General features: G+C 39.7%; 19 protein-coding genes and 1 riboswitch. Of the genes, 10 read left to right on the top strand and 9 right to left on the bottom strand.

The window, feature by feature from the left end:
- Positions 1-126: 126 nt before the first annotated feature.
- From AC1M85_RS11990 to AC1M85_RS11975, 4 genes are all read right to left on the bottom strand, one after another.
- A complete protein-coding gene (locus AC1M85_RS11990) occupies positions 127-1,293 on the bottom strand; it encodes an acyl-CoA desaturase (protein WP_035265557.1) in 1,167 nt (388 codons plus the stop codon).
- A 231-nt stretch (positions 1,294-1,524) separates the two neighbouring features.
- Positions 1,525-2,238, bottom strand: coding sequence for a glycerophosphodiester phosphodiesterase (locus AC1M85_RS11985; RefSeq protein WP_488213140.1), 714 nt, complete (start codon positions 2,236-2,238; stop codon positions 1,525-1,527).
- A 139-nt stretch (positions 2,239-2,377) separates the two neighbouring features.
- On the bottom strand, positions 2,378-2,962 hold the full coding sequence (locus tag AC1M85_RS11980; protein ID WP_092767551.1) for a cob(I)yrinic acid a,c-diamide adenosyltransferase: 585 nt from the start codon (positions 2,960-2,962) through the stop codon (positions 2,378-2,380).
- Between the two features lie 96 nt (positions 2,963-3,058).
- The gene (locus AC1M85_RS11975; protein ID WP_488213139.1) at positions 3,059-4,897 is read right to left on the bottom strand and encodes a TonB-dependent receptor plug domain-containing protein; all 1,839 of its coding nucleotides are present in this window, start codon (positions 4,895-4,897) and stop codon (positions 3,059-3,061) included.
- A gap of 37 nt (positions 4,898-4,934) precedes the next feature.
- A riboswitch (cobalamin riboswitch) is annotated at positions 4,935-5,150 on the bottom strand.
- A gap of 142 nt (positions 5,151-5,292) precedes the next feature.
- Here AC1M85_RS11975 and AC1M85_RS11970 point away from each other — a divergent pair.
- From AC1M85_RS11970 to AC1M85_RS11945, 6 genes are all read left to right on the top strand, one after another.
- A complete protein-coding gene (locus tag AC1M85_RS11970) occupies positions 5,293-5,937 on the top strand; it encodes a phosphoribosylanthranilate isomerase (RefSeq protein WP_092767547.1) in 645 nt (214 codons plus the stop codon).
- The gene (gene trpB / locus AC1M85_RS11965; RefSeq protein WP_092767544.1) at positions 5,918-7,162 is read left to right on the top strand and encodes a tryptophan synthase subunit beta; all 1,245 of its coding nucleotides are present in this window, start codon (positions 5,918-5,920) and stop codon (positions 7,160-7,162) included. Before AC1M85_RS11970 ends, trpB begins: the two co-directional genes overlap by 20 nt.
- A gap of 552 nt (positions 7,163-7,714) precedes the next feature.
- Positions 7,715-8,227, top strand: coding sequence for a DUF1543 domain-containing protein (locus AC1M85_RS11960; RefSeq protein WP_092767542.1), 513 nt, complete (start codon positions 7,715-7,717; stop codon positions 8,225-8,227).
- Positions 8,228-8,457: 230 nt separating this feature from the next.
- Positions 8,458-10,101: a nitrite/sulfite reductase gene (locus AC1M85_RS11955; RefSeq protein ID WP_092767540.1), complete on the top strand. Its 1,644-nt coding sequence runs from the start codon at positions 8,458-8,460 to the stop codon at positions 10,099-10,101.
- Positions 10,094-10,579 carry a DUF934 domain-containing protein gene (locus tag AC1M85_RS11950; RefSeq protein WP_092767538.1) on the top strand — a complete coding sequence of 162 codons (486 nt, stop codon included), beginning with the start codon at positions 10,094-10,096 and terminating at the stop codon, positions 10,577-10,579. The genes AC1M85_RS11955 and AC1M85_RS11950 overlap by 8 nt, the downstream gene beginning before the upstream one ends.
- 401 nt (positions 10,580-10,980) lie before the next feature.
- Positions 10,981-11,967, top strand: coding sequence for a diaminopimelate dehydrogenase (locus AC1M85_RS11945; RefSeq protein ID WP_092767536.1), 987 nt, complete (start codon positions 10,981-10,983; stop codon positions 11,965-11,967).
- A 108-nt stretch (positions 11,968-12,075) separates the two neighbouring features.
- Here AC1M85_RS11945 and AC1M85_RS11940 read toward each other — a convergent pair whose 3' ends face one another.
- Together AC1M85_RS11940 and AC1M85_RS11935 are read right to left on the bottom strand one after the other, a co-directional pair.
- Positions 12,076-13,251, bottom strand: a complete 1,176-nt coding sequence (locus AC1M85_RS11940; RefSeq protein ID WP_488213138.1) for a thiolase family protein — start codon at positions 13,249-13,251, stop codon at positions 12,076-12,078.
- A 101-nt stretch (positions 13,252-13,352) separates the two neighbouring features.
- Positions 13,353-13,883, bottom strand: coding sequence for a GspH/FimT family pseudopilin (locus AC1M85_RS11935; protein ID WP_092767530.1), 531 nt, complete (start codon positions 13,881-13,883; stop codon positions 13,353-13,355).
- A 372-nt stretch (positions 13,884-14,255) separates the two neighbouring features.
- On the opposite strand from AC1M85_RS11935, the gene omp38 reads away from it, so the two are divergent.
- Positions 14,256-15,308, top strand: coding sequence for an outer membrane protein Omp38 (gene omp38, locus AC1M85_RS11930; protein WP_092767527.1), 1,053 nt, complete (start codon positions 14,256-14,258; stop codon positions 15,306-15,308).
- Between the two features lie 108 nt (positions 15,309-15,416).
- Positions 15,417-15,875: an OmpA family protein gene (locus AC1M85_RS11925; protein WP_171260707.1), complete on the top strand. Its 459-nt coding sequence runs from the start codon at positions 15,417-15,419 to the stop codon at positions 15,873-15,875.
- 54 nt (positions 15,876-15,929) lie between these two features.
- Here the strand turns inward: AC1M85_RS11925 and AC1M85_RS11920 are convergent, their stop codons facing one another.
- From AC1M85_RS11920 to AC1M85_RS11910, 3 genes are all read right to left on the bottom strand, one after another.
- Complete coding sequence (locus AC1M85_RS11920) at positions 15,930-17,384, bottom strand: amino acid permease (RefSeq protein WP_092767523.1); 1,455 nt, start codon at positions 17,382-17,384, stop codon at positions 15,930-15,932.
- Positions 17,385-17,394: 10 nt separating this feature from the next.
- A complete protein-coding gene (locus AC1M85_RS11915) occupies positions 17,395-18,420 on the bottom strand; it encodes a methyltransferase (RefSeq protein ID WP_092767520.1) in 1,026 nt (341 codons plus the stop codon).
- A 61-nt stretch (positions 18,421-18,481) separates the two neighbouring features.
- Positions 18,482-19,846 (bottom strand): uracil-xanthine permease family protein, encoded by a 1,365-nt coding sequence (locus tag AC1M85_RS11910; protein WP_035270592.1) that lies wholly within the window; start codon positions 19,844-19,846, stop codon positions 18,482-18,484.
- A 178-nt stretch (positions 19,847-20,024) separates the two neighbouring features.
- On the opposite strand from AC1M85_RS11910, the gene typA reads away from it, so the two are divergent.
- Both typA and mscL read left to right on the top strand, forming a co-directional pair.
- Positions 20,025-21,857 (top strand): translational GTPase TypA, encoded by a 1,833-nt coding sequence (typA, locus tag AC1M85_RS11905; protein ID WP_035270590.1) that lies wholly within the window; start codon positions 20,025-20,027, stop codon positions 21,855-21,857.
- Between the two features lie 232 nt (positions 21,858-22,089).
- Positions 22,090-22,524: a large conductance mechanosensitive channel protein MscL gene (mscL, locus tag AC1M85_RS11900; protein WP_035270698.1), complete on the top strand. Its 435-nt coding sequence runs from the start codon at positions 22,090-22,092 to the stop codon at positions 22,522-22,524.
- The last annotated feature ends 62 nt before the right edge of the window (positions 22,525-22,586 follow it).

The following is a 22,586-nucleotide window of genomic DNA, read 5'->3' as shown; positions in this document are numbered from 1 at the left end:
ACAACTTTGACTATAGCAAAATTCAATACATAAAACTGTGACTGCTACAATGGAAATGGTATCGAAAAAATAAAAAAAGCCCCGATCAACGGAGCTTTGGAGTAACTGAAGAGTCTCTTGAATAAGTTATTCAGATACTGGTGATTTCTTTAAATTACGAACCAATAAGTTCAATGTCTCTCTATGATGAGATAAACGTTGTTCAACCAATTGGAATTCAACTTTCAGTTTACTATCCATTAGGTGAATTTTTTCAGCAACAGCTGCTTTTTTGGCATTAATTTCTTGCTCTTTAAGCTTCGCCCAATCATTTAGAGTTTGCGTAAATGCTTCATATTCTTGAGCAATTTTTGTTTTAACTGTCACAATATCATCATTGACGTTATGGCCGTAAACAGCGAGATCTTGTTGCGCATATTTAAACTTCATTGCAAGCTCAGCTTTTTTAATATTAAAACTTGGAATACGTCGTAAGTTTTTTGCGAGCCCTAGTTTTGAACACGTCCAGATCAACCATTTAGTTGGATCGTACTGCCACCATTTTACGCCATTGCGATAGTCGTATTGGAAGATATGATGGTAGTTATGATAACCCTCACCCCAAGTCGCAATAGCAAGAACAAAGTTGTCACGTGCAGTATTTTCATCTGTGTACGGACGTTTGCCCCACATATGGCATAGCGAGTTGATAAAGAAGGTCACATGATGGCTTAAAATTAAGCGCATTAAACCACCCAACAATAACACTCCCCAGACATCACCAACTGCCCATCCAATAGGAAGAAGAATAGCGGCATGAACGACAATCACGAGAGGGATGTAATATTTATCTTGGAACATGACAATTTTGTCAGCCAATAAATCAGGGGCGTTTTTGTAATTTGCTTCAGCTGCTGGATAGTTGCGTAGCATCCAACCGATGTGCGCGTACCAGAAACCATTGTTAATTGAGTAGGGATCTTTTTCTACATCATCAACATGACGATGATGGGTACGGTGACCTGAGGCCCAATACAAAATGCTGTTTTGTACAGCAAAGGTTCCCATAATCATTAAAATGATTTTGAGTGGTACAGTCGCTTCATAAGCACGATGTGCCCATAAGCGGTGATAACCTGCGGTAATGCCAAGACTGCTCAGACCCAACAGCGCAAACATGCTGATCCACGCAGCAAGCGAGAAATCATGATGATAAGCATAAAGTGGAATCGCAATAACGGCGACAATAGGTAAAAACACCAATGCAAATACTGCAATCCAGTTGATTGGGGCTTTGGGTAGGGGAGCATTCATCTCCAACAGCACTCCTAGAACCTTTAATAGGTTAAAACTAAATCCACTCACAAATTTGTGAGGTTAGACTCGTTAATACTAACATGGGCGAACATGTGTTCACTAGCATTATTGTACAGTTGTATTGTTTAAACCGTAACAGAATACATAATTGTATAAATTCGACTTTGGACGAATTTCAAAAAATAAATTAGAGAAAAATAATCACTTAAAGCTATGAATTTAAATATATTATAGGTGAGACATCATTAACTTGGGATAATCAGTAATTAAGCCTTGGACTCCTAAATCCTTAAGCTGTTTCGCACGATCTATATGATTGACTGTCCAAATACTAATATTTAAATTTGCGGAAAGTGTGGATGCAATGATCTCATTTGTAGCAAGTTCGTTCATCCAACCAATTTGACAACATTCAAATTTCAAAGCTTGATCAATGGCTGCATGCTTTATATCGGTTTCAACCAGTAATCCACGCTTAAACCTTGATTTTTGCTGTTGAAGGGCTTGATGAATTTTAGGATCGAAACTGGTGATAATGGCTGAATCTTCAAAGCCAATTAATTGTTGATCTAAGGCATCGACAATTTTTTCTGCGGCCTTTATCGATTCAACAGCTTTGACCTCAACTTCAATATGATTAAAATTATGAATAATTTTGAGGGTTTGGTCGAGTAGCGGTGTAGTTTCGACTTTATTCCATTCAGACCACGTTACGGCATGATTATACTGCGCTAAATCTTGCTCATCACATTCGTATAAATGTTTAGCTTGGCCCGTAGTACGAATAAAGTCATCATCATGCATCACGATCAGAGCATTATCTTTGAGTTGACGAACGTCAAATTCTACAGCGCGGATACCAATATCTTGAATATATTGAAATCCACCGAGGGTGTTTTCAGGTGCTTCCCCACGCGCACCACGATGACCAATTATTTTCATAAAACACCCTGAAATTTCAGGGTGATTTTAGTGCTAAATCATGAATGAAATATGACGATTTTAAATCAAAATTTTGATCAAAAAAGCATTTTAAGTGGATGGGGCAATCAACATGAAGACCTTTTTTACACTTTTAAGGTCAGGGCTCAATTGTCTCATTGATATTCTTTTGCCAAAGCACTTCTGAGCCACCTTCAGCACGTTGTAAGGTACGAGATGCAACGAATAACCAATCAGATAAGCGGTTCAAAAGTTGTAATGATGTGGCTTGGATATTTTGATCACGTTGATGGACAGACATCACGCTACGTTCAGCTCTACGGCAGACAGCACGTGCTTGATGTGCAAAGCTACAGACCAAAGTTCCTGCAGGAAGGATAAAATCCTTGAGCATAGGTAATACTTCATTCATGCGATCAATATCTTTTTCTAAGAACTCAATTGATACTGGTTGAACCAAGTTAAAGCCCGGGATACATACTTCACCGCCTAAATCGAATAACCAGTGTTGTATCAGGCCAAGCGTATTGTCCCAAACGGATTTATCTGTAATGGTACTGATCGCTATATGCGAGCGAAGGACGCCGATCACTGCATTGAGCTCATCGACATCTCCCAAAGCATCAATACGTAAATCATCTTTAGGTACACGTGAACCATCGCCTAGTCCGGTAGTGCCCGTATCTCCCGTGCGGGTATAAATTTTACTTAAACGGTGACCCATGAGGTTTCCTTTAAATTTTTTTAAGTGCTAGATATGAAAAGAATCATGCCATAGGCATGACATGATTCTCAAAAGTATTTATGAGTCAAAGAATGCTTAGTATCTGAATGTCACACCAGCAGAAGCTAAACGTCCACCATTGACATAATATTGCTCACCAGCACTGTGAACAGTTTTATAGTTCACATCACCAACGTTTTCAATATTGGTAAACAGTTTTACATGCGGGTTAAGGTTCCAGAATGCATTTAAGTCTACTCGAGCATATCCTGGGATATCTTGGCTAAAATCCTTTGCTTTTGATTTGGCAACGAGCGAAGCACTTAAACCATAATTTGCATTTTGTAAACCTGCTGAAACAGTAACTGATTGACGAGGACGACGTAATAACTCAGTATTTTTTTCAGTATCTTCAGTTTTGATATATGTATAGCCTGCATTGATAAAGTACTGATCATTTATCCACTGTGCTGTCAATTCACCGCCTGTCATTTGAGCTTTATCAACGTTTTGGTTTTGGTAAGTTGGGAACGTATTCACCCAATCGCCATCACAAGTACTGACGCAGATTGAATCAATTAGATTATCAACTTTGGTATAGAAAGCAGAAGCACCCAATGAAATATTAAGAGGGATTTTTTGGTCAATACCAATTTCATAAGAAATGCTTTCTTCTGGCTTAAGTTGCTCATTACCACCATAGGCATATAGATCATTTAATGTAGGTGCTTTAAATGCAGTGCCAATATTGGTGTAAATACTTGTTGTAGGAAGCAATTGGTATCTGAATGCACCCTGCATGACTGTGTGTGAACCAAACTTTTCATTGTCTTCTAAGCGGATGCCAGCTTGCGTACTCAAGCCATCGGCTTGATATTGATGCTGAATATAGTAACCTGTTGAATTAATATCTTCGTTTAATGCATCGGTTTTAGCTTCAGTATTACGTTGGGTCACACCAACTAGAATATTTTGGGCTGGTACAAAATTCCATTTGCTATAAAGCTCAGCCTCTTGAGTTGTACTGTGTACAAAACTATTAGAAGTTACTTGCTCCAAATCATCTTTAAATTGGGATAAACGTGCATGAACTTCAAGCTGATCAGTTGGGTTAATGCGTCCCTTTGCATTTATGATTTCATTTTCAAAATCTTGACTTGAGAATGTACCCCAGTTGTTGTATTCCCCATTTCCTGAGTTCTGACTGAAATCTAAAGATGCAGCATAACGTTTTTGATCTATACCAAACTTGGCACTATAACCTTTTTGATCAAAGCTATAGTTACGTTTATCATTCATATTAAATACTGGCGTACCGTCAGTTTCTAATATTTGACCTCGAACTTGTGCATAGATGCCATTTTCAGCTAAATCTGCGCCAACAATCGATTTATAGGTGTTATTTTCACCAATTTCACCTGTAATAAAAGCTGTAGTTTTTTCTGGTGTGCGCGTGACAAATTGAACCACCCCTCCAATTGCATCAGTTCCATAAAGTACAGATGCTGGACCTTTTAGAACTTCAATTTGTTTAAGATCGGTGGTGTCTAAAAATGGAATAGAGGCAGCACCAGTTGTCGCTGTATTTAAGCGGACGCCGTCACGTAGCACTAGAGTTTGATTTGAATTCGTGCCTCGTAAAAAAATTGAAGTTTGTTGACCGTAACCGCCAGATTGAACCACGTTAATGCTAGGATCTGTTTTAAGTAGGTCTGGCAGAGCTTTAATTGGTGACTGTTCGAGAATCTGTGGCTGGATAATTGAAATACGTGCAGGTACGTTTTCAAGCTTTTCTTCTGAGCGAGTAGCTGTGATTACAATAGTTTCTAAAGTTGCATTAGAAGTTATTTGTTCTTGAGCAAAAACTGATGTAGTAAAACCCATCGCAATAGCGATTGCACCAACCAAAGCTGTTGGTTGACATTGAATAGACATAACGTGCTCCATACATTCACTTCCCCGTGAATGATTGAGTGGAAGAACACAACAAGCAGGTATCCGGACTCAAATGTAGTAACTGGATTACTTACATTTCCACCTTCCCACATATGACATGCAGTGGTGTAAATCTCTAAAAATCAGAAATCTATTGAGAAATGCTTTTCATTTTTTACCGTTGCGGGGGCAGTGTTGGATTTTCACCAACTTCCCTAAAGCGATTGCTTTGACTTGTTGCAATTTGAGCGCAGTATAAAGAGCGCTTCTCATTTAAACAATCTTCACACCGAATATTCTGAGTGAACTTTACGCAAGATGAAAAAATTGCTTTACAATGAAGCGCCCAAAAATGATAGATCGGCTATGATGAGGGTGGATTAGAGCTAGAATAGATGCGAACTCGTGCAAAAATATGTGGGATTACCCGATTAGAAGATGTCCAAGCTGTTGTGCAAGCTGGTGCGGATGCCATAGGACTTGTGTTTTTTCCACCAAGTCCAAGACACGTAGATGTTGAGCAAGCAGCACTGTTGGTTCAAGCGATTCCTGCTTATATTCAATCAGTTGGATTATTTGTTAATAGTTCAGCCGAAGAGATCCAAAACATACTTAAAAAAGTCCCTTTAGATATTTTGCAGTTTCATGGCGATGAAAGTCCAGAACAGTGCAAACAAATTGCTCAAGCAGTGGGTCGCCGCTGGTATAAAGCAATTCAAGTAAAACCAGAACTAGATATCGTTGAAGAAATCAATAAATATCAAAAGTTTGGTGCGAGTGCTGTGTTGTTGGATGCATGGCATCCAGATTTAAAGGGCGGAACAGGCCACAGCTTTGATTGGACAACATTTCCAAAATTAAATATTCCATTGATCTTGGCAGGAGGACTAAACCCTGACAATATCGAGCAAGCAATTCTTACAACACAAGCATATGCTGTGGATGTGAGCGGCGGTGTAGAGTCCGCAAAAGGTATAAAAGACCAACAACTCGTAGAACGCTTTATGCAAGGAGTCCATCGTGGATCAGCAAACCGTTAATCAACAAGATCAAGTGATTGACTATACCCAATACCCTGATGCAAAAGGGCATTTCGGTATCCATGGCGGACGTTTTGTGTCAGAAACTCTAATGGCTGCACTAGAAGATCTAGAGCAACTGTATTTCCGAATGAAAAATGACGAACAGTTTTTGGCAGAATTCGACCGTGACCTCGCTTTTTATGTAGGTCGTCCAAGTCCGCTTTATTATGCTGAGCGATGGTCAAAGGAGTTGGGTGGTGCACAAATCTATTTAAAACGAGAAGACTTGAACCATACTGGCTCCCATAAAGTAAATAACACGATTGGTCAGGCTTTACTGGCGAAGTTATCAGGCAAAAAACGTATTATTGCTGAGACTGGTGCAGGTCAACATGGTGTGGCAACAGCGACCATCGCAGCGCGTTTAGGGCTTGAATGTGTTGTATACATGGGTGCAGATGATGTGAAACGCCAAGCGATGAATGTATATCGTATGCGTTTATTGGGCGCGACTGTTGTTCCTGTCGAAAGTGGTTCTAAAACATTAAAAGATGCCATGAATGAAGCCATGCGTGATTGGGTAACAAATGTCGATTCTACCTATTACGTGATTGGTACAGTTGCAGGTCCACATCCATATCCTCAATTGGTACGTGATTTCCAATCGATCATTGGTCGTGAAGCACGCCGTCAAATTCAAGAGCAAGCAGGTCGTCTACCAGATGCATTGGTTGCTTGTGTCGGCGGTGGTTCAAATGCGATGGGCTTGTTCTATCCATTCCTGAATGATCAAGAGGTGAAAATGTACGGTGTTGAAGCTGCTGGTTACGGTATTGAAACTGGCAAACACTCTGCTCCATTAAATGCTGGTCATGTTGGTGTGCTGCATGGTAACCGTACTTATCTGATGTCAGATGCGCAAGGTCAGATTATTGAAACACACTCAATTTCAGCAGGTTTGGATTATCCTGGTGTAGGCCCAGAGCATAGCTTCTTAAAAGATATGAAGCGTGTTGAGTATGTTCCAATTAATGACAATGAAGCATTACAAGGCTTCCGTGACTTAACTAAGATTGAAGGTATTATTCCTGCACTTGAAAGTTCGCATGCGATGGCATATGTGACTAAGTTGGCTCCAACGATGTCTAAAGATCAAATTATTATTGCGACGGTTTCAGGTCGTGGTGATAAAGACTTAATGACAGTTGCACGCATTGATGGCGTGGAAATGGTAGAGATGTAATTCACCCTTTAAGCCTCTCCCTTTGGAATGGGAAGCACTGCTTCGTAAGGGGAGAGGTGCTATTTAGAAAATCGCATTTAAGCCATTGGATGCGATTTTTTTATGCGCTCTAGAAAAGCTAAAATATTTTCCTAAAATTTGATTTTTGGATCGGCGACATGGATGTCGTCTGTATTTCTGTGATACAGGCAAGTATCATCAGAAATACAAAATGATTTTGTTACTTTTACCGAAAAAAAGTAAGGCAGTTTGGAGTGTGAATCTATTTGAGATTCAGATTTGAAGAGCTATTTCATGGACTTACTTTTACGTTACTTTGGAAAAGCCCAAAGTAACCGAAGGCTTTCTGTTGAGCAGATATTACATTCTTGTAATACTGCTCAACGGGGGACATCCATGTCGCCACCACGTATCCATTATCGTTGAATTGGTCAGGTTAATCTTTAAACCCTGTATAAAAATCAGTAACACAGCCAATCCATTCTTTTCAGTAGTGGCAAATCCAAATTCAGGTATGATTAATGGTCTTGTCAAAGCCAAAGGAAATCAACCATGCCAAGCCTATTTCTTGTAATGCTCGGTGGTCGTCATGCACGTGCCAATACTGAAGTGCATGATGTGGTTTTGGCTGTTGGGGATTCACTAGAAGAAGTCTATCCTCAACTCAAAAATGCTTGGTTTGGTGAGCAGAAAGGTTTACATATTGATGCTTGGGCGAAGGTAAATGGAGTGGAGTATAATGAGCAGCAATTCCAAATCCATTTTACAGATGCAGCTCCTAATGAAAACGAAATGAAACTCTGGTTGATTAATTTAGGTGGGTACCACGTTAATGAGTTCGGAGAGTTACATCGTTATGTATTAGTACCCGCTTTAAATAGTTCATCGGCTAAAGAGCGTGGAAAATCATTCTTTGGAAAAGATTGGCAAAAACAGCATACAGATCGGGTTTTGGACGTTGATGATTGTATTGCCATTGATCATGTGCATGGTCGTTATGTGCAATTGATTGAGGGTCAATTTAAAGAAGGGTACTGGGAAAATACATACATCACGATCGGATAATTTTTAATAAAGAACAAATTTACTATCTATATGAATTTATGTGCTAAGAATGGTTAAATAAAATCTTTATGTGGAATAAGTACTGGAATCCAGAGCTTGTCTATATATCAGTGATTCGAGTGATTACATATCAATAAAACCGCTATTAAATATGTAAAAAACGCATTTTATTGATAGATGAATAAAAGCTATGCTGTGCTTCGTTAAAATTAAACTACTAGCTGTACGCCATGTATTTATATACTGATTTCGATCAGCAACTGATCAATGAACGTGTTGCACAATTCCGTGATCAAACGGAACGTTATTTAGCTGGAAAGCTTACTGAAGATGAATATCGTCCATTACGTTTACAAAATGGATTATATGTTCAGCGTTATGCGCCGATGCTTCGCGTCGCTGTACCTTATGGTTTGATGAACTCTAAACAGCTTCGTAAAATTGCTGAACTCGCTAAAGCGTATGACCGTGGTTATGCACACGTTTCTACTCGTCAAAACTTTCAATTTAACTGGCCAGCATTAGAAAATGTGCCAGACATGTTGCAAGAGTTGGCATCAGTTCAAATGCATGCGATTCAAACATCTGGTAACTGTATTCGTAATACAACAACAGACCAATATGCAGGTGTCGTTGCTGGTGAAATTGAAGATCCAAGACCGACATGTGAGTTGATTCGTCAGTGGTCAACTTTCCATCCAGAATTTGCATTCTTGCCACGTAAGTTCAAGATCGCAGTTTCTGCACTTGCTGAAATCGACCGTGCTGCAACAGCATTTCATGATATCGGAGTGTATATCGTTCGCAATGAAGCGGGTGAAATGGGCTACAAAATCATGGTTGGCGGTGGTTTAGGTCGTACACCGATCATTGGTGCTGTGATCAAAGAGTGGTTGCCACGTGAAGACCTTATTGCTTACTTAGAAGCAGTACTTCGTGTGTATAACTTACACGGTCGTCGTGATAACAAATATAAAGCTCGTATCAAAATCTTGGTAAAAGCTTTAACACCTGAAGTTTTTGCTGAAAAAGTTGAAGCTGAATTTGCACATACGATTAAAACTTTAAAAGTTGATGCAGACACTCTGGCGAAAATGGACCAGAACTTCACACCATTTGCGTACCAAGATTATGCAGATGAAGACTTCTCAGAACTGTTTGCTACACATCCGAAATTCAAACAATGGTTTAACATCAATACCAATGCACACAAAGTGAAAGGTTACCGCATCGTAACAATTTCATTGAAACGTGCAGGCGTTGCACCGGGTGACGTGACTACTGAAGAAATGAACTTGATTGCTGATCTTGCGGATAAGTACACTTTTGGTGAATTGCGTACCACGCATGAGCAAAACATTGCCCTTGTCGATGTACCGCAAAAAGATTTATTTGAGCTTTGGGCGATTCTTGAAAAGAATAACTTGGCTCGCGCGCACATTGGTTTCTTAACTGATATTATCTGCTGTCCAGGTGGTGATTTCTGTTCGTTGGCAAATGCGAAATCTATTCCGATTTCTGAAGCGATTTCACGCCGTTTTGATGATTTAGATACGATTTACAACTTAGGTAAATTAGACTTGAACATCTCAGGTTGTATGAATGCCTGTGGTCATCACCATGTGGGTAATATTGGTATTTTAGGTGTCGACAAGAAAGGCGCAGAATTCTACCAAATTACATTGGGTGGTAATGCAGACCATGATGCTTCAATCGGTGACATCTTAGGACCATCATTTGCTGCTGAAAAAGTACCAGATGTGGTGGAAGAAATTTTGAACACTTATCTTGATTTACGTCAAGAAGGTGAAGAGTTCATTGATACTTATCGCCGTGTCGGCATTCAACCATTTAAGGAGCGTGCATATGCTTAATACCGCACTACAAGTGCTCTCTAAGGATGGCACGATTGCAGACAATACTTATCAACTGATTGGTGAAGATGGCGTATTGCCACAAGGTGATGTGGTTTTAACGGTGGAGCAGTTAGACCAGCTTGCCAATGTTTCAGGTAAAAAAGCACTTTACCTAACCGTAGATGCCTCACCTGAAAACAATGAATTCCCACTTGATCAGCTTGATGCAATTTTTATTGAGTTTGCAGGTTTTAATGATGGTCGTGGGTATTCATTTGCCGCATTGTTACGTCGCCAAGGCTTCCAAGGCGAACTTCGTGCAATAGGTGATGTATTCAAAGACGTGTTGAACTACATGAAGCGTTCTGGTTTCGATACTTTTGTGATTAAAGAGGGTAAAGATATTGCAGAAGCAGCAGCAGGTTTAAACGACTTTACTCAACCTTACCAAGCGTCCACCGCTGTACCAAAACCAAATTATCAAACGGGTGCTTAATTTTATTAAGTGATAAAAAAACTGAACTTAGGTTCAGTTTTTTTTATTTGATGGAAACAAGATTTCGGTATTCATAGTTCAGCCTAAGCGCTATTCAAAATGACACATAGAAGGTCAAAGTTTAATCATAAGTCTATTTAGAGCAGAATTTTTTAATTCATTCAGAAATATATAGCGACAAAGCCTTTAGTGCAGCGGTTTTTTATATGATTCAATTGATCGATTAACACTGATTTAAATGATAAATTTGCTCCAAAAAAGTGCAGTTTATTGTAGTATGTTAGTATTCATTTGATCATTTTTGGTGCGGGTTTTTCTCCATTCAATCAGACTGTTTTGCGGTATATGTTTAGTACTCAGTCTAGTGATCTTGCCATCATTTAAATAGTGAAGCAGTTGTTATGCAAAATTTGATTCGTATTGGTATTGTGGGTTATGGCAACCTCGGTCGTGGCGTTGAAACGTCAATTCAAAAGAACCCAGATTTAGAGCTTGTGGGAATTTTTACACGCCGTGCACCTGAATCAGTGTCTCCTTGCTTTAGTGACACGAAAGTTTTTCATATGGATGACTTAAATGACCTTCAAGACAAAATTGATGTGTTGATCTTATGTGGTGGATCTAAAGATGATCTTCCAAAACAAACACCAGAATTGGCAAGTAAATTCAACACAGTAGATAGTTTTGATACGCATGCACGTATTCCTGAGTTTTTTGAAGCAGTGAATGAGCCTGCACTTGCTAACAAAAAAACGGCAATGATTTCGATTGGATGGGATCCAGGCATGTTCTCAATTAATCGTCTATTTGGTGAGGCATTATTACCAGATGGTGAAACCTATACTTTCTGGGGTAAGGGTTTGAGTCAAGGTCACTCAGATGCGATTCGCCGTGTGGCGGGTGTTAAAGCAGGTGTTCAATATACTATTCCATCACAAGATGCGATTGATAAAGTTCGTAGTGGTTCACGTCCTGTATTAACCACTAAAGAAAAGCATACTCGTGAATGTTATGTTGTGCTTGAAAATGGTGCTGACGCTGAAGCCGTAAAGCAGGCGATTGTGACCATGCCAGACTATTTTGCAGAGTACAACACGACTGTGAACTTCATTGATGAAGAAACGCTTCGTAACGAGCATAATCGTATGCCCCATGGTGGATTTGTCATTCGCAGTGGTAATAGTAGTGCAGAGCAGACTCAAGTAATGGAGTTTTCGTTGAAATTAGATAGCAATCCTGAGTTTACTGCAAGTGTACTTGTGGCTTATGCACGTGCATGCTACCGCATGAATCAAATGGGTCAATATGGCGCGAAAACTGCATTTGACGTTGCACCAGGCTTATTGTCAATGAAATCTCCAGAGCAACTACGTAAAGAAATTCTTTAAGTCTAATAATTCAAAGTTATGCTTTGAATTGAGATTATAAAAAAGCCTCTAGCTAAGCAGAGGCTTTTTTATTTCCCTTCTTTTTGTAGAGGAGGGGCTTTAGAAGCTTTAGATTAACTCAATCGCCACTGCAGTTGCTTCGCCACCACCGATACAAAGCGCAGCAATACCACGTTTACCACCTGTGCGTTTAAGTGCATGGATTAACGTTAAAATAATCCGTGAACCTGTAGATCCTACTGGATGTCCTAAAGCACATGCTCCGCCGTTGATATTTACTTTTTCAGGGTCGAGTTTGAACTCATCAATAGGACACATCGTGACCATTGCAAAAGCTTCGTTGATTTCCCAAAGGTCGACTTCTGCGACATCCCAACCTGTTTTATCGAGAACCTTTTGGATTGCACCGACTGGTGCAATCGTAAATTCAGACGGATGTTGTGAATTAGAAGCATATGCCACAATTTTGGCTAAAGGATTTAAACCCTTTGCATGTGCTTGCTCAGATGAGCTGATAACCAAGGCTGAAGCACCATCAGAGATCGAGCTGGCATTGGCAGCAGTGATCGTACCATCTTTAGCAAAAGCTGGGCGAAGTGTTGGGATTTTATCGATGTTTGCGTTAAAAGGTTGCTCATCTTTATCTACAATGACATCACCTTTACGTGTTGACACAGTAACAGGGATGATTTCATCGTTGAAGTAGCCTTCAGTAATCGCAGTTTGAGCGCGTCTTAATGAACGTATTGCGAAGTCATCCATTTGCTCACGGGTGTAACCTTTGGTATTAGCCATATCTTGAGCAAATGAGCCCATTAAACGACCAGTTTCAGCATCTTCTAAACCATCGAAGAACATATGATCTTTGATTTCACCATGACCCATGCGGTAACCACCACGTGCTTTAGGTAAGACGTAAGGAGCGTTGGTCATAGACTCCATACCGCCTGCAACCACAAAATTTGCTGAACCAGCTTTAATCATATCAGCTGCTTGCATCACAGCTTTCATGCCTGACCCACATAATTTATTGATTGTCACTGCACCTGTCGAGTCAGGTAGACCAGCTTTGCGCATGGCTTGGCGAGCAGGGCCTTGTTTTAAACCTGCAGGCAAAACGCAACCCATAATGACTTCTTCAATGTCTGCTGGCTGCAAACCCGAGCGTGAGATAGCCTCTTTAATGGTCGCTGCACCCAGTTCTGGTGCAGTCACACTTGATAAACTTCCCTGAAAGCCGCCCATTGCTGTACGTGCACCATTAAGGATGACGATATCAGTCATTATTCTCTCCAATTTATTTAGCTTTGTTTTACAGCTTGAGTATATGTAATATCAGGCCAATTAATATTGGCTATAGTGTGTAAAATGTGACTGATAAGTTGTCATTCACATGTCTTAGTTTCTTCAAGACGAGTCTGTCCCATCATTGATAGTCTAACGATTAGATTTGATTTATTTGAATGTGCACAGTATTTGAAATGTCCCATTGATCCACGTGGTAAACCAGAGTCTGGTTGAAAGGTGATTGTATTCCTACTGGTAACACCACCTCTCCAACTAAAATCACCATATTGATAATCAGTCGTAGTAACTTGAATAAGCTTTTCGTGAGGATCGAATTCTTGATTGTGATTCTGATCTAGAAAGATGATAAACCCTTTATGCCATTGACTGTTCGTACACGATTTTAAATCTTGAGAAGCACAGATAATCACAGGGCTTCGGTAACTTACAGCATTGGCTTTAGCTTGGCTGATGGCCTGCCGTACCGTGCTAAGAATTTGCGCCCTTTCTTGATTTTCACGAAATTCATGATAATGAGGGAGTGCTATCATCACAAGAATACTAATAATGACGATCGTGAAAATGAGTTCTAAAAGGGTAAAAGCAAGAGATTTACAATAGGAATACATTTTAAAGCTTCTAGTATTTGTTAATTATTTGAATTTATAGATAATCTTGGTGAAGTTGTATTATAAGCTGAAGTGCTAAAAAATGATTACTATCACCTTTGAATGCTGTTAATATACCAAAAATGAAAAGATAAGTTATTCATGCTGATAAATTGAGTAAAAAATTACCGAATTACAACGGAAATTGTAAGTAATTTTGTCAATAATTTACTTGATTAAAGTAATCAAACACTTGGAATTCACTTTAAGTGTTTGTATGATTCAACATGAGTAGCTTAAAAAAAATACTGGGGTATAAAAAAGCCTATCTCAGGAAGCCATAATTATTTTAGGCTGAGCTTGAAAAACAATTGTTATCTCTGGAGGATATCCATGAAATTGAGTCGTATCGCACTTGCTATGCTTGTTGCTGCTCCATTCGCTGCTGCTAATGCTGGTGTAACTGTTACTCCACTATTAGTGGGTTACACATTCCAAGACACTCAACATAATAACGGTGCTGCTGATCATTTATCTGACAGCAATATCGAATTACAAGACGATTTATTCGTTGGTGCTGCGTTAGGTATTGAGCTTACTCCATGGTTAGGTTTTGAAGCTGAATATAACCAAGTAAAAGGTGATATCGAAGGCACAATTACTGGTACTGATGTTGGCGAGTACAAGCAAACTCAAATCAATGGTAACTTCTATGTTACTTCTGATTTAATCACTAAGAACTATGACAGCAAAATTAAGCCGTACGTTCTTTTAGGTGCTGGTCACTACAAATATGAATACGATGGTGTAAATCTTAAAGATGATGAAGGTACTTTAGGTAATGCGGGTGTGGGTGCTTTCTGGCGCTTGAACGATGCTCTATCTGTTCGTACAGAAGCTCGTGCAACTTATAACATCGACGAAGATTTCTGGAACTACACAGCACTTGCTGGTCTTAACGTAGTTTTAGGCGGTCACTTGAAGCCAGCTGCTGAAGTAGTAGAAGTTGCTCCAGTTCAACCAGCTCCAGCTCCAGTTCAACCAGCTCCACAAGAGTTGACTGAAGATCTTAACATGGAACTTCGCGTATTCTTCGATACGAACAAGTCTAACATCAAAGATCAGTACAAGCCTGAAATTGCTAAAGTAGCTGAAAAATTAAACGAATATCCAAATGCAACTGCTCGTATTGAAGGTCACACTGATAATACTGGTCCGCGTGCGTTGAACGAACGTTTATCTTTAGCTCGTGCTAACTCTGTGAAATCTGCTCTTGTAAGTGAATACAACATTGACGCTTCTCGTTTAGCGACTCAAGGTTTCGCTTGGGATCAACCAATTGCTGACAACGCAACTAAAGAAGGTCGTGCGATGAACCGTCGTGTATTCGCTACGATTTCTGGTAGCCGTACAGTAGTTGCTCAACCTGAAGCAGCAGCTCAATAATCTTTAATAGATTATAAAAGACAGCTCTTCGGAGCTGTTTTTTTTACCCATTTTTTATAAATGTGATATATTTCACAAAATATAATCAACAACACAATGAGAATAAAGATGAAATATAGTTTAATAGCAAGCCTATGCATTACTTTAACTTTGACAGCTTGTGCAACGACAAAGATACAATCAACTAATAGTGTACAAGACTTGGATCAAAAGATACTAAATGAATTAAAACAAGGTCTACCGCTGTATTTTAATCACAATTCCCGTCAAATAGATGTCCGATATGAACCTTATTTAACAGCAGCTTCAAAAATTCTGGCGCAGAATAAAAGTTTTATACTTCAAGTGGATGGACATACAGATAATCGAGGGTCAGTATCAGCGAATCAAAAAGTATCTCTTGAGCGAGCAAATGCTGTGCGTAATGAATTGGTGATGCAATATAATGTTGATCCTAAACAAATTTCGACACAAGGCTATGGCCCAAATCAGCCAATTGCGGATAACACGACAGAAGAGGGTCGAGCATTGAATCGTCGAGTGAATTTAACCTTAAAAATACAATAAGATCAGAATCTAACAATAAAAAAACAGCTCAATTTGAGCTGTTTTTTTATTTTATTAGTCTTGATCGACTTGAATTGGTTTTACATCCATATCTTGATATTGAATCAACTTGGTTTTGTACTTGAACTTATAAACTAGCCATATTGCTAAGAATAAGAAGATCCCAATATATGTGGAGACTACTGCGATCCACTCCCCATCAAGTACGGCTTGATAATTTTGACCTAACACAACGATTGCACACAAAATAAAAGCGAACCACGGTGCAAAAGGGAAAAATTTTGCACGATATGCTAAATCTTCTAACTTATATCCTTGAGCCAAATAGCCTTTCCTGAATCGGTAATGAGAGATTGCGATACCGAGCCATACGATAAAGCCACACATACCAGACATATTCAGAAGCCAATTAAATACTTCCTCTTCACCAATAAATGTCGTCAAGAAGCATAGTGCTGCGATTGCTGTCGTAGCATAAAGTGCATTCATTGGTACACCGCGACCATCAAGTTTGGAGAAAACTTTGGGTGCACTTCCATTTTTTGCCATATCAAACAGCATTCGTGTGGAAGAGTACATTCCTGAATTTCCGGCAGAAAGGATAGCCGTAAGAATGACCGCATTCATGACACTTGCAGCGAAAGCAAAGCCTGCTTGTTCATAGAGTAAAGTAAAAGGTGATAATGCAATATTCTCATCTGAAGCAGCTTGCATTAGACGAGGATCATCATACGCAATCAATGTACCGATAATAAAAATACATACGATATAGAATAAGAGAATACGCCAGAAGATCTGTTTAATCGCAATAGGAATGGTTTTCTTCGGATCTTTCGACTCACCAGCGGCAACACCAACCATTTCAGTACCTTGAAATGAGAATCCTGCGATCATCGCAACACCAATTAATGCCGACAAACCACCTACAAATGGCGCTTCTCCCTTTGACCAATTTGCGAAAGTTGCAACATTGGGTGTCATCATGATTTTGGCAATCATGAAAATTCCAATGATGATAAATGCAATTATGGCAAGAACTTTAATGAGTGAGAAAAAGAACTCAGACTCACCAAAACCTTTGACTGTTAAGGCATTAATACCAAAAACGATAGCAAGGAAAATGGCACTCCAATAGAAACCTGGGATATCAGGAAACCAAAATTTCATGATGAATTGAACTGCAACAAGTTCAAATGCGACGGTTATCGCCCAGTTGTACCAATAGTTCCATCCTAGTGCGAATCCAAATCCACCTTCGACATATTTGGTGCCATAAGTGAAGAAAGCACCTGATGTTGGATTGTGTGTTGCGAGTTCGCCTAAGCTGGTCATGAGGAAGTAAATCATTACGCCAATTAAACAATAGGCAAGTAATGCACCACCAGGGCCAGCATTGGCAATTGTTGCACCCGAAGCTAGGAATAGTCCTGTACCGATAGAACCACCAATGGCGATCATATTAAGATGGCGTGCTCCAAGCTTTCGCTTAAGTTGACCGGTTTCGCTCATCGAAAGTTCCTTATGATTTCTTTTGAGTACTTGCAAACAGTACTTTAAAGCCTTGTTGATCAGTCAAAGTTTCACATTGACCAAAATTTTGCTCAATGAGAGTTGGGTAGTTTAAAAAACGATTTGCCACGATCCAAAGTTCACCACCAGATTTTAGATGGCGACGTGATGTCTTACAAAGATTCTCACTCGCATTGTAATCAGTGTATATACCCTGATGGAAAGGAGGGTTACTGACGATGGCATGTAAAAATAGTGGCGCATCTTCAATGCCAGTCACAGCTTTGATTTCGAGCTGTTCTGGTGACAAATTATTTTTTTCAAATGTTAGGCGGGTGGAGGCGAGCGCAAAAGCATCCACATCAAGCGCAAAAATACGATTTTTGGGATTCAATTTGGCTAAATATGCACTGATAATGCCAGCACCACAACCGAAGTCAGCGATTTTACCTGAACTCACTCGATTGAGGTAGGGGAGAAATACAGCTGTACCAATATCAAGTTTATTTTGACTAAATACACCAGGTAAAGCATAAATCTGTAATTCGCCATTCGGTGTTTGAATTGTATATTGTTGAGCCCAATTTTCTAAAGCTCGAGGCGTAGGAGTCTGATCGATTATTAATTGCCACATTTGACAATGACGAGCGCTGTCTAGTTTGACACATTTGCCAAATGGAACGAGTTGTTTTGCTGCTCGTTCAACGCCACCTTTCTTTTCACCCACAAGAAAAATTGATCCACCAAGACCGAGTTTTAATATCACACAGTGTAGTAAGTAATTCAAAAGCTCTTTGGCTTTAGGCACAAAAACAATGACTTGATCATATTCTGCTTGAGGGATATCCGTCCCAAAATGAACAGGAATATTTTGATTTTGGAAAAATAGAAAGTCGTTATAATTCCATGTCCATACTGAAGTCTGAATATTTTTATCGAGCTGAGTGCTTAAGTCATCAGTTGGCGCATTGACTAATAATATTCGACCTTTCAGAAAGTTATGTTGACGAATAACAACTTCACTTTGAGGAACCATATATTTCTCCACAGAATAAAAGAGCCCAGACAATGCTGGGCAGTCTTTGATTCAATCTAAATTATTTCTTTGCTTCAGGTAGAACGAAGTTCAAGATCAAGGCTGCAATGCCGCCAGTTGCTACACCAGAGCTAAATATATTACGAATGAGTTCAGGCATATGTTCAAGAATCTGTGGAACTTGAGCAACACCTAAACCAAGAGCAAGTGAAATTGCAATAATAAGCAATGCACGGCGGTCAAGCTGAATACCAGAAAGGATATTAATCCCGGATGCTGCAACAGCCCCAAACATCACCATGACAGCGCCCCCCAGTACAGCTTGAGGAACAGCTTGGATGATGGCAGCCACTGCTGGTAGTAAACCCAAAATAACTAATAGAGCGGCGATCCATATACCCACATGGCGACTAGCGACACCAGTTAATTGGATTACTCCGTTGTTTTGAGCAAAAACAGAACTCGGGAAAGTATTAAATAAGCCTGCGAGTAAGGAGTTTGCACCGTTGACGAGTACACCACCTTTAATGCGCTCCATCCATTTCGGACCATCAACAGGCTGATTAGACAACTTAGAGGTCGCGGTGATATCACCAATCGCTTCTAATGAAGTAACCAGATAAATAAATGCCATTGGTATAAATAAACTCCAAGAGAAGTCTAAGCCAAAGTGCATTGGTGTAGGGATTTGAACCAAAGGTGCATTTTCTAAGCCAGAAAAATCTAAATGGCCCATGAAGCCTGCTAACGCATAACCTACGATCAGTGCAATTAATATCGCACTACTCTTGACCCATGTAACATTTAAGCGGTTTAAGAGAATGATTAATGCCAAAACAGTACAAGACATAATGAGATTGTCTGTATTGGCAAAAGTATTATTCCCCATCGCTTGGTAACCACCACCCATTGAGATTAAACCTTCTTTAATCAAGGTTAAGCCAATGAGAAGTACAACAATACCAGTCACAAGTGGAGTAATGAGTTTTTTCACCCATGGTAATATGCGTGAAACGCCCATTTCAATGAATGAGCCTGCAATCACGACACCAAAAATTGAACCCATAACAGTTTCAACTGGAGTTCCCGCGGCAACCATTGCTGAGCCAATCCCAATAATAGGACCGATAAAGTTAAAACTTGTACCTTGAACAATCAGTAAGCCTGCACCGAAAGGACCAACCTTTTTACTTTGTAAGAATGTCGCAATACCTGAAATCACCAATGACATGGAGAGGATCATGTTTGTATCTTCTTTAGAAACACCTAAAGCCAAACAGATCAATAGACCAGGAGTAACAATCGGAACAATAATGGCAAGTAAATGCTGAATGGCAGCGAGAAAAGCGATGAACGGTTTTGGTTTATCGTCTAAACCATAAACAAGATCGAGTTTCGGTTCTTGAGATTGGTCGGGAGCAGACATGGTCTATACCATCTAGATTAAGCGAAAGTGCCGACATTCTAATCGAGTTACATGGGTTTACAAAACCGAAACATAACCATTCGTCAAAAAAAAATGAAATTGTAAAGAAACAGTCACTATAAAAGTTTAGGATTTTTCTGTATAATTTGCCCTCAAATTTAAAGCGTATCGAATTTACATGTCAGATATTAAAACTCTCCGTAATATTGCCATCATCGCACACGTCGACCATGGTAAAACGACTCTTGTCGACAAACTTTTACAACAATCAGGTGCTTTGGGTGAACGCGCGGGTGAGATCGAGCGTGTCATGGATTCAGGCGCTATTGAAAGTGAACGTGGTATTACCATTCTTGCAAAAAATACTGCAATCAAATGGTTAGATAAACGTACTGATACTGAATACCGTATCAACATCGTGGATACCCCGGGACACGCCGACTTCGGTGGTGAAGTTGAACGTGTAATGTCGATGGTTGACTGTGTACTTCTTTTGGTAGACTCACAAGAAGGTCCAATGCCACAAACTCGTTTCGTAACGCAAAAAGCGTTCGCACGTGGTTTAAAACCAATCGTAATTATCAACAAAGTTGACAAGCCTAATGCGCGTCCTGACTGGGTAATCGATCAAGTATTCGATTTATTTGATAACCTTGGTGGTACTGACGAACAGTTAGACTTCCCTGTGGTTTATGCTTCTGGTCTTCGTGGTGTAGCAGGTCCTTCACCAGAAGAATTGGCTGAAGACATGACTCCGTTGTTCCAAACAATCGTAGACATCGTTGAGCCGCCAGCAGTGGATGTTGATGGTCCATTCCAAATGCAAGTGTCTTCACTTGACTATAACAGCTTCGTTGGTGTTATTGGTGTTGGTCGTATCCAACGTGGTTCAGTGAAATTGAACACACCTGTAACGGTAATCGACAAAGATGGTAAAACACGTAACGGTCGTATCTTAAAAATCATGGGTTACCATGGTTTAGAGCGTATCGACGTTGAATCTGCTTCTGCAGGTGACATCGTATGTGTAACAGGTATGGACGAACTTCATATCTCTGACACGATTTGTGATCCTAAACATGTTGAAGCATTGCCACCGCTTTCTGTAGATGAGCCTACAGTATCGATGACATTCCAAGTTAACAACTCACCATTCGCCGGTAAAGAAGGTAAGTTTGTGACCTCACGTAACATCCGTGAACGTCTTGATCGCGAATTAATTCACAACGTAGCACTTCGTGTAGAAGATACTGACAGTCCTGACCGTTTTAAAGTGTCGGGCCGTGGTGAACTTCACCTTTCGGTATTGATCGAAAACATGCGTCGTGAAGGCTTCGAGATGGGTGTATCTCGTCCGCAAGTAATCTTGAAAGAGATTGACGGCGAAATGCAAGAGCCATACGAAAACGTAACATTTGACGTAGAAGAACAGCATCAAGGTGCTGTAATGGAACAAATGGGTAACCGTAAAGGTGAAATGACCAATATGGAAGTCGACGGTAAAGGTCGTATTCGTATTGAAGCAACTGTACCTTCACGTGGCTTGATTGGTTTCCGTTCAGAATTCATGACCATGACTTCAGGTACTGGTATCATGACCTCAAGTTTCTCGCACTATGGACCAATGAAACAAGGTTCTGTTGCAAAACGTCAAAACGGTGTGTTGATTTCTATGGTTCAAGGTACATGCTTGGGCTATGCATTGTTCAGTTTACAAGACCGTGGTCGTCTATTTGCTAAACCTCAGTTAGAAGTTTACGAAGGTATGATTATTGGTATTAACTCTCGTTCTGACGATATGGTTGTAAACCCAACTAAAGCGAAACAATTAACAAACGTTCGTGCATCAGGTACTGATGATGCATTAACACTTGTTCCTGCGATTGAATATACGTTAGAACAAGCACTTGAATTTATTCAAGATGATGAGCTTGTTGAAGTTACACCTAAATCAATTCGTATTCGTAAGCGTTGGTTGACTGAAAACGAACGTAAACGTAATAAATCTTAATTGATTTAAATAAAAAACCGCTCAAAAGAGCGGTTTTTTTATATCTTGACTACATCATTTAAGATATGAAATAAAAGTTGTTGAATTGTTGTAGTTGATTTGGACAAGATCTTGTTTATTTAAACAGAGATACTTATGATTTTGGTGGAAAACCAACGAGTTTAGACGGAAATATCATTAAGAATAATGTATATTATGTCACATTAATGCATAGAAAAATTTTGGAGAAAAAATGAGCATTATTAAAGAATTTAAAGAATTTGCCGTAAAAGGCAATGTAATGGATCTGGCGGTCGGTGTGATCATTGGTGGGGCGTTTGGTAAAATCATCGATTCAATGGTGAAAGATGTCATCATGCCAATTATCAGTTGGATCTTAGGCGGTGATGTTGATTATTCAAACTGGTTTGTTGTATTAGGCGATAATCCAAATAACCTTACAACGCTTGCTGCCGCTCAAGAAGCGGGTTTAAATGTTTTGGCTTACGGTAATTTCTTGACGATTCTCATTAACTTTATCCTGCTTGCATGGGTGGTATTCTGGTTAGTGAAATTGATGAATAAAATGCGTCGTAAGCAAGAGGAGGAAGCTCCAGCACCTGAAGCTACTCCAGAAGATATCGAATTACTTCGTGAAATTCGTGACGAATTAAAACGTAAAGGTTAATGCTTTTACAATGAAAACGGCGCTAAATGCGCCGTTTTTTATATCTCATCATTTTTTTAAAT

It is taken from the genome of Acinetobacter sp. 24-47-64 (assembly GCF_057737055.1).
Note: the sequence above shows the minus strand (reverse complement) of the source record. Positions and strands in the feature narration are given on the sequence as shown.

What these genes read in the sequence shown, in the direction of transcription:
- AC1M85_RS11950 (WP_092767538.1), top strand. Translation starts at nt 10,094, where the DNA reads ATGCTTAATACCGCACTACAAGTGCTCTCTAAGGATGGCACGATTGCA.
- AC1M85_RS11910 (WP_035270592.1), bottom strand. Translation starts at nt 19,846, where the DNA reads ATGTCTGCTCCCGACCAATCTCAAGAACCGAAACTCGATCTTGTTTAT.
- AC1M85_RS11920 (WP_092767523.1), bottom strand. Translation starts at nt 17,384, where the DNA reads ATGAGCGAAACCGGTCAACTTAAGCGAAAGCTTGGAGCACGCCATCTT.
- typA (WP_035270590.1), top strand. Translation starts at nt 20,025, where the DNA reads ATGTCAGATATTAAAACTCTCCGTAATATTGCCATCATCGCACACGTC.
- mscL (WP_035270698.1), top strand. Translation starts at nt 22,090, where the DNA reads ATGAGCATTATTAAAGAATTTAAAGAATTTGCCGTAAAAGGCAATGTA.
- AC1M85_RS11975 (WP_488213139.1), bottom strand. Translation starts at nt 4,897, where the DNA reads ATGTCTATTCAATGTCAACCAACAGCTTTGGTTGGTGCAATCGCTATT.
- AC1M85_RS11945 (WP_092767536.1), top strand. Translation starts at nt 10,981, where the DNA reads ATGCAAAATTTGATTCGTATTGGTATTGTGGGTTATGGCAACCTCGGT.
- AC1M85_RS11940 (WP_488213138.1), bottom strand. Translation starts at nt 13,251, where the DNA reads ATGACTGATATCGTCATCCTTAATGGTGCACGTACAGCAATGGGCGGC.
- AC1M85_RS11915 (WP_092767520.1), bottom strand. Translation starts at nt 18,420, where the DNA reads ATGGTTCCTCAAAGTGAAGTTGTTATTCGTCAACATAACTTTCTGAAA.
- AC1M85_RS11980 (WP_092767551.1), bottom strand. Translation starts at nt 2,962, where the DNA reads ATGGGTCACCGTTTAAGTAAAATTTATACCCGCACGGGAGATACGGGC.
- AC1M85_RS11955 (WP_092767540.1), top strand. Translation starts at nt 8,458, where the DNA reads ATGTATTTATATACTGATTTCGATCAGCAACTGATCAATGAACGTGTT.
- AC1M85_RS11960 (WP_092767542.1), top strand. Translation starts at nt 7,715, where the DNA reads ATGCCAAGCCTATTTCTTGTAATGCTCGGTGGTCGTCATGCACGTGCC.
- AC1M85_RS11925 (WP_171260707.1), top strand. Translation starts at nt 15,417, where the DNA reads ATGAAATATAGTTTAATAGCAAGCCTATGCATTACTTTAACTTTGACA.
- AC1M85_RS11985 (WP_488213140.1), bottom strand. Translation starts at nt 2,238, where the DNA reads ATGAAAATAATTGGTCATCGTGGTGCGCGTGGGGAAGCACCTGAAAAC.
- AC1M85_RS11990 (WP_035265557.1), bottom strand. Translation starts at nt 1,293, where the DNA reads ATGAATGCTCCCCTACCCAAAGCCCCAATCAACTGGATTGCAGTATTT.
- omp38 (WP_092767527.1), top strand. Translation starts at nt 14,256, where the DNA reads ATGAAATTGAGTCGTATCGCACTTGCTATGCTTGTTGCTGCTCCATTC.
- AC1M85_RS11935 (WP_092767530.1), bottom strand. Translation starts at nt 13,883, where the DNA reads ATGTATTCCTATTGTAAATCTCTTGCTTTTACCCTTTTAGAACTCATT.
- AC1M85_RS11970 (WP_092767547.1), top strand. Translation starts at nt 5,293, where the DNA reads ATGCGAACTCGTGCAAAAATATGTGGGATTACCCGATTAGAAGATGTC.